The sequence below is a fragment of the Mesorhizobium sp. M7A.F.Ca.CA.004.06.1.1 genome (assembly GCF_003999135.1).
Classification (GTDB): Bacteria; Pseudomonadota; Alphaproteobacteria; order Rhizobiales; family Rhizobiaceae; genus Mesorhizobium.
On sequence record NZ_RZPQ01000467.1, the window covers coordinates 1 to 4,662 of the forward strand.

Consider the following 4,662-nt stretch of genomic DNA (forward strand, 5'->3'; position numbering starts at 1 on the left):
GCCCCCGCCCCCGCCACTTTGCAGGCATTGGAACGCGGCGGACTGTCGATCAGCCGCCTGCTGGGGCCAGCGCTCGGCCTGACCCGCGAGGTCGACAATCGCGGTCTGTTCTCGGTACCGGCTTTGGCGACGGTGCGCGACACAGTCAAGCAGCAGATCGCCGACGAGCCGAAGACCAGTCCGGACCCCTATGTCGCCGACATGGCCAGATCGAAGGACACCAGCCAGAAATTCAATCCGAAATACATCGACGACGACGGCTCGACGCTGGACCTCACCGGCGTTGTCAACCGCATGGACCGCGGCTATCTCGGCCACACCGAATGCGGCGAGATCCGGCTGATCTACCGCTTCCACTATTCGATCGCTGAAAAGCCGGTGAAGGGAAAGGCGGGCCAGCGCATTTCCTCGCGGCTGCCGTTGACCATGAGCCTGGTGTTCAACGCCAAACCCAGGCAGGCACAAGCGCGCGCCTCCAAGGACCTGCCAGGCGCCACCGATGTGTCCTGCGCCGATATTGCCCAGCGCTGGCTGGCAGCCGGAAAAAAGGACCTGCCGCCCGACCAGCTTGCCGCCTGGCTGCGCTCCGACGAGGGGCCGCTGTCGGGCGCCATGCTCAATTCGTCGCAGATCATGCGACTCGAACTCAACATGCAGGTGCTGCGCCTGTCTGCCTCGACGCGGCGCGATTTCGGCGGTCATGCCGAATACCTCCTGAAGATCTTCAAATGGGATCCGGCGACGTCCAGCTTCTATGAAGCGAAGATGGAAAACCAGATCGACCGCGCCACCGTGCTGGCCGACAAGCCGTCCTTTGCCAGATGGCTGCTCACCGACCGCAACGTCTACGATCTGGATCACGGCCGGCTGGTCATCGATGAAAAATTCCTGGCCAGGAGCGCCGTCTCCGTCGCACCCGGCGGCCTCAGCCGGTCGCAGAACAACATCGTCTACGGGCTGGTCGACGACGCCGACATCGACAAGGCGCTGAAGGACTACGTCGCCAGGGGCAATACGCTCGCCACCATCAAGTCGGCGGCCGGCTTCAAATTGCGGCTCAACGAGATGAGTTGCACCGGTTGCCATCAGACGCGCGGCATTGCCGGCTTTCATTACACCGGCGCCGATCCGGCCAGCGAGCCGCGCCGCAACGCCGTCTTCGTGCCGGGCTCGGCTGTGTTCTTCGCCGACCTGCCGCGCCGCCGCGCCATCGTCGAGCAGTTCGCCGCCGGCAGTCACCCGGACTTTACGCGCGGCTTCGCCGCCCGTCCGGACGCCAGATATGCCGAGGCGCTGAAAGGCACCGACCTCTACAATGGCTGGGGCTCGATCTGCTATCGCGGCGAGGATGCAAGTTTCAAGGACTGGAACTGCGGTGCGGGCCTGCGCTGCGCAGGTGTCCACGAAAGCGCCATCCATCCGGGCTTCGGCACCTGCGTCAGTGACGCGGGCACCGCGGTCGGTGATCCCGTCGAGTTCGGCGAGATCAGGATGTCGAGCTGGGGCAGCGACCAATATTGCCGCATCTCGCCGACCACCGCCAAGGCCTGCGCTATCGACCCGGCGCGGGACAAGAAGCCGCCGGTCAAGCTCGCCGGCTATGGCGCGGCGCGCCAGCGCTACGACAATCCGCAGCAGAAGACCGGCGGCTTTCCCGGTGGCATGCTGCGCAAGGCGAGCTGCGACAAGCTTCCCGACGAGGCGACGTGCGGACGTCTGGCCAAGACCGGCTTCAACGACTGCATCGCGTCGGGCAAGGACCACAAATTCTGCACGAAGGAATTCACCAAGACCGCCGGCCTGCGCGCCTGCGACAAGGCGCATCCCTGCCGCGAGGACTATATCTGCACCGCAGGCTATGACGATCTGGTGCAGGCAAAAGCCGGCAAAGGCACCTGCATCCCGCCCTATTTCATCTTCCAGTTCCGCGTCGACGGCCACCCGCGCAGCTGGGTGCAGGATGTCAGGGAGTGAGGGAACGGTTTGCCGCAGGCAAATTGAAAGGTCCACTGGACCTTTCAAAAGGCTCGAACGCCCGCAGCCATAGCGGAGGGCGATAGACACTGCCGCAAGAAAGGACGTAAACCACGTCCAACAGCGGCCTTGGCCTGCAGCCAATCACGTCAGACGCCTAATCTTCCTGTTTGGCGCCGGCGCTCTTGCCGTCAGAGCTCTTCGACCGTTCCTCGAAACGCGCCGCGCCCTTTTTAAGCGGACGGCCGGTTTCCGCCTCGGTCTTGCGCTCGTCCCTCGCCGCCGCCCGTTTCAGTCCCGCGGCCGCCTGCTTGCCCTTTGCGGTCGGTGCTTGTTCGATGCCCATCGCTTCCTCCGTTCGCGCGACAAAACGCGCGCTGTCGGGAGCAACGTGCCCGGCGTGCGACGGTTCCGGCAGCGCCGGAAATCTGGCGGCTCAGCGCGCCGTCATCGCCTTGCGGAAAGCTTCCAGCGTCTCGGCGCTGACATGGTGCTCGATGCCTTCGGCGTCGATGCGTGCCGTCTCGGCGCTGACACCAAGCGAGCGCAAAAAGGCTTCCACCGTCTGATGGCGGATGCGGCTTTGCTCCGCGACCTTGCGGCCGGCATCGGTCAGGAACACGCCGCGATAGGGCTTTCTCGACACCAGGCCGTCGGCGCACAGCCTGGTCAGCATCTTGGCCACTGTCGGCTGGGCGACGCCCAGGCGTGCGGCGATGTCCACCTGGCGCGCCTCGTTGCCGTCTTCGATCAGGTCGGCGATCAGCTCGACATAATCCTCGACCAGCGCGCTGCGGCGCGCTTCGCGCTGCTGCCGGAAGCCCTCCGAATGAATTTCGGCGTCGAGCAGCGGCTCGCGCGGGACCGGTCTGTTCTTCAGCGCCAATACGCGCTCCTCCCAGGACTATTTGCCATCCATGCTTTCATAGCACGGGCTCTGATTCTTCAGGCCGTTTATTTGCATTCCGCAACAGGTGCAACCGGACTTCCGATTGCGAGTTCGCCCGATACCGCCAGCAGAATAAAAAGCACCGACAATGAAATATAGCATATTGCATAATGTTGAGCCATGGCATAGCTTAAGGGAACATCGCCCAGTCTCCCGGAAAGCCCTCCCCCATGTCCGAAGTCGAAGCCACAGCCTCCCGTTCCTCATGGCGGTTCGCCAGGCCCGACGAGGACGAGGAGCCCAGCCTGCGCGAGGTCAACGCGTCGATCGCCGTTCCGAGTTCGGGGGTCTGGTTCCGCCGCCTGTTCGCCTTCATGGGTCCCGGCTACATGGTCTCGGTCGGCTATATGGATCCGGGCAACTGGGCGACCGACCTCGCCGGCGGCGCGCAGTTCGGCTACACGCTGCTGTTCATCATCATGCTGTCCAACCTGATGGCGATCCTTTTGCAGGCGCTGGCGGCACGACTCGGCATCGCCACCGGCCGCGACCTCGCCCAGGCCTGCCGCGCCTACTATCCCCGTCCGGTCAACTTCGTGCTGTGGATTGCCTGCGAACTGGCCATCATCGCCTGCGACCTGGCCGAAGTCATCGGCACCGCGATCGCGCTGCAACTTCTGTTCGGCATTCCGCTTATCGGCGGCGCCATGCTGACGGCGCTCGACGCCTTCCTCGTGCTGCTGCTGATGAACAAGGGCTTCCGCTATCTCGAAGCTTTCGTCGTCGCGCTGCTGATCATCATCTTCAGCTGCTTCGCCATCCAGATCTTCGTCGCCGCCCCGCCGGCAGGCTCGATCCTGCATGCCATGTTCGTGCCATCGTCGCAGATCGTTACCAACCCGGAGATGCTCTACATCGCCATCGGCATCATCGGCGCCACCGTCATGCCGCACAATCTCTATCTGCACTCCTCGATCGTGCAGACCCGCGCCTATGAACGCACCGAAAAGGGCAAGCGCGACGCCATCAAATGGGCAACGACGGACTCGACCATCGCCCTGATGCTGGCTTTGTTCGTCAATGCCGCCATCCTGATCGTGTCGGCGGTCGCCTTCCACAACACCGGCCATCAGGATGTTGCCGAGATCGGCCAGGCTTTCGAGCTGTTGTCGCCGCTGCTCGGCCTTGGCATCGCCTCGATCCTGTTCGCGGTGGCGCTGCTGGCTTCCGGCCTGAACTCGACGGTGACCGCAACGCTTGCCGGCCAGATCGTCATGGAGGGTTTCCTGCGCCTGCGCATCCCCAACTGGGCACGCCGGCTCTTGACGCGCGGCCTCGCCATCATCCCGGTGGTGGTCGTCACCGCGCTCTATGGCGAAAAGGGCACCGGCCAGTTGCTGGTGTTCAGCCAGGTGATCCTGTCGATGCAGTTGCCCTTCGCGGTCGTCCCGCTGGTGCAGTTCGTCTCCGACAAGAAGAAGATGGGCAATCTCGCCATTCCGCGCGGCGTCGCCGCCCTTGCCTGGGTAGTCGCCGCGGTCATCCTGGGGCTCAACTTCAAGCTGCTCTACGACACCATGTTCGGCATCGGCTAAGCTCCGCTTCGAAAATCGACTACCGTGCGCCAAGGGTAGTCTCGCGACAAATCGGCAATCCGCGCTATGTTGTCCCGCAGCATGGCCCGGATCGAAGACATCAGGAAATTCTACGCGCGGCTGCTGGTCGCCCATGCCGGCTCGCCCGACCCACGCCTGGAAGCGGCTTTCACCGAGGTGCCGCGCGAGGCGTTTCTCGGTCCC

The 4,662-nt window shown here is 63.9% G+C and carries 4 protein-coding genes; 2 read left to right on the top strand and 2 right to left on the bottom strand.

All coding sequences use genetic code 11. From position 1 onward, the window contains the following. A partial coding sequence (locus EN906_RS23550) for a hypothetical protein (RefSeq protein WP_127375417.1) occupies positions 1–1,974 on the top strand: 1,974 nt, incomplete at its 5' end. Between the two features lie 157 nt (positions 1,975–2,131). Here the strand turns inward: EN906_RS23550 and EN906_RS23555 are convergent. Next, a complete protein-coding gene (locus EN906_RS23555; RefSeq protein WP_127271214.1) occupies positions 2,132–2,320 on the bottom strand; it encodes a hypothetical protein in 189 nt (62 codons plus the stop codon). Positions 2,321–2,410: 90 nt separating this feature from the next. Next, positions 2,411–2,860: a manganese-binding transcriptional regulator MntR gene (gene mntR, locus EN906_RS23560; RefSeq protein ID WP_127271216.1), complete on the bottom strand. Its 450-nt coding sequence runs from the start codon at positions 2,858–2,860 to the stop codon at positions 2,411–2,413. 233 nt (positions 2,861–3,093) lie between these two features. Between mntR and EN906_RS23565 the strand changes: the two genes are divergently transcribed. Further along, a complete protein-coding gene (locus EN906_RS23565) occupies positions 3,094–4,458 on the top strand; it encodes an Nramp family divalent metal transporter (RefSeq protein ID WP_127271218.1) in 1,365 nt (454 codons plus the stop codon). Positions 4,459–4,662 lie beyond the last annotated feature (204 nt).

Bases quoted from the DNA above. Each gene is read 5' to 3' on its own strand.
- EN906_RS23555 (WP_127271214.1), bottom strand. From the start codon at position 2,320: ATGGGCATCGAACAAGCACCGACCGCAAAGGGCAAGCAGGCGGCCGCG.
- EN906_RS23565 (WP_127271218.1), top strand. From the start codon at position 3,094: ATGTCCGAAGTCGAAGCCACAGCCTCCCGTTCCTCATGGCGGTTCGCC.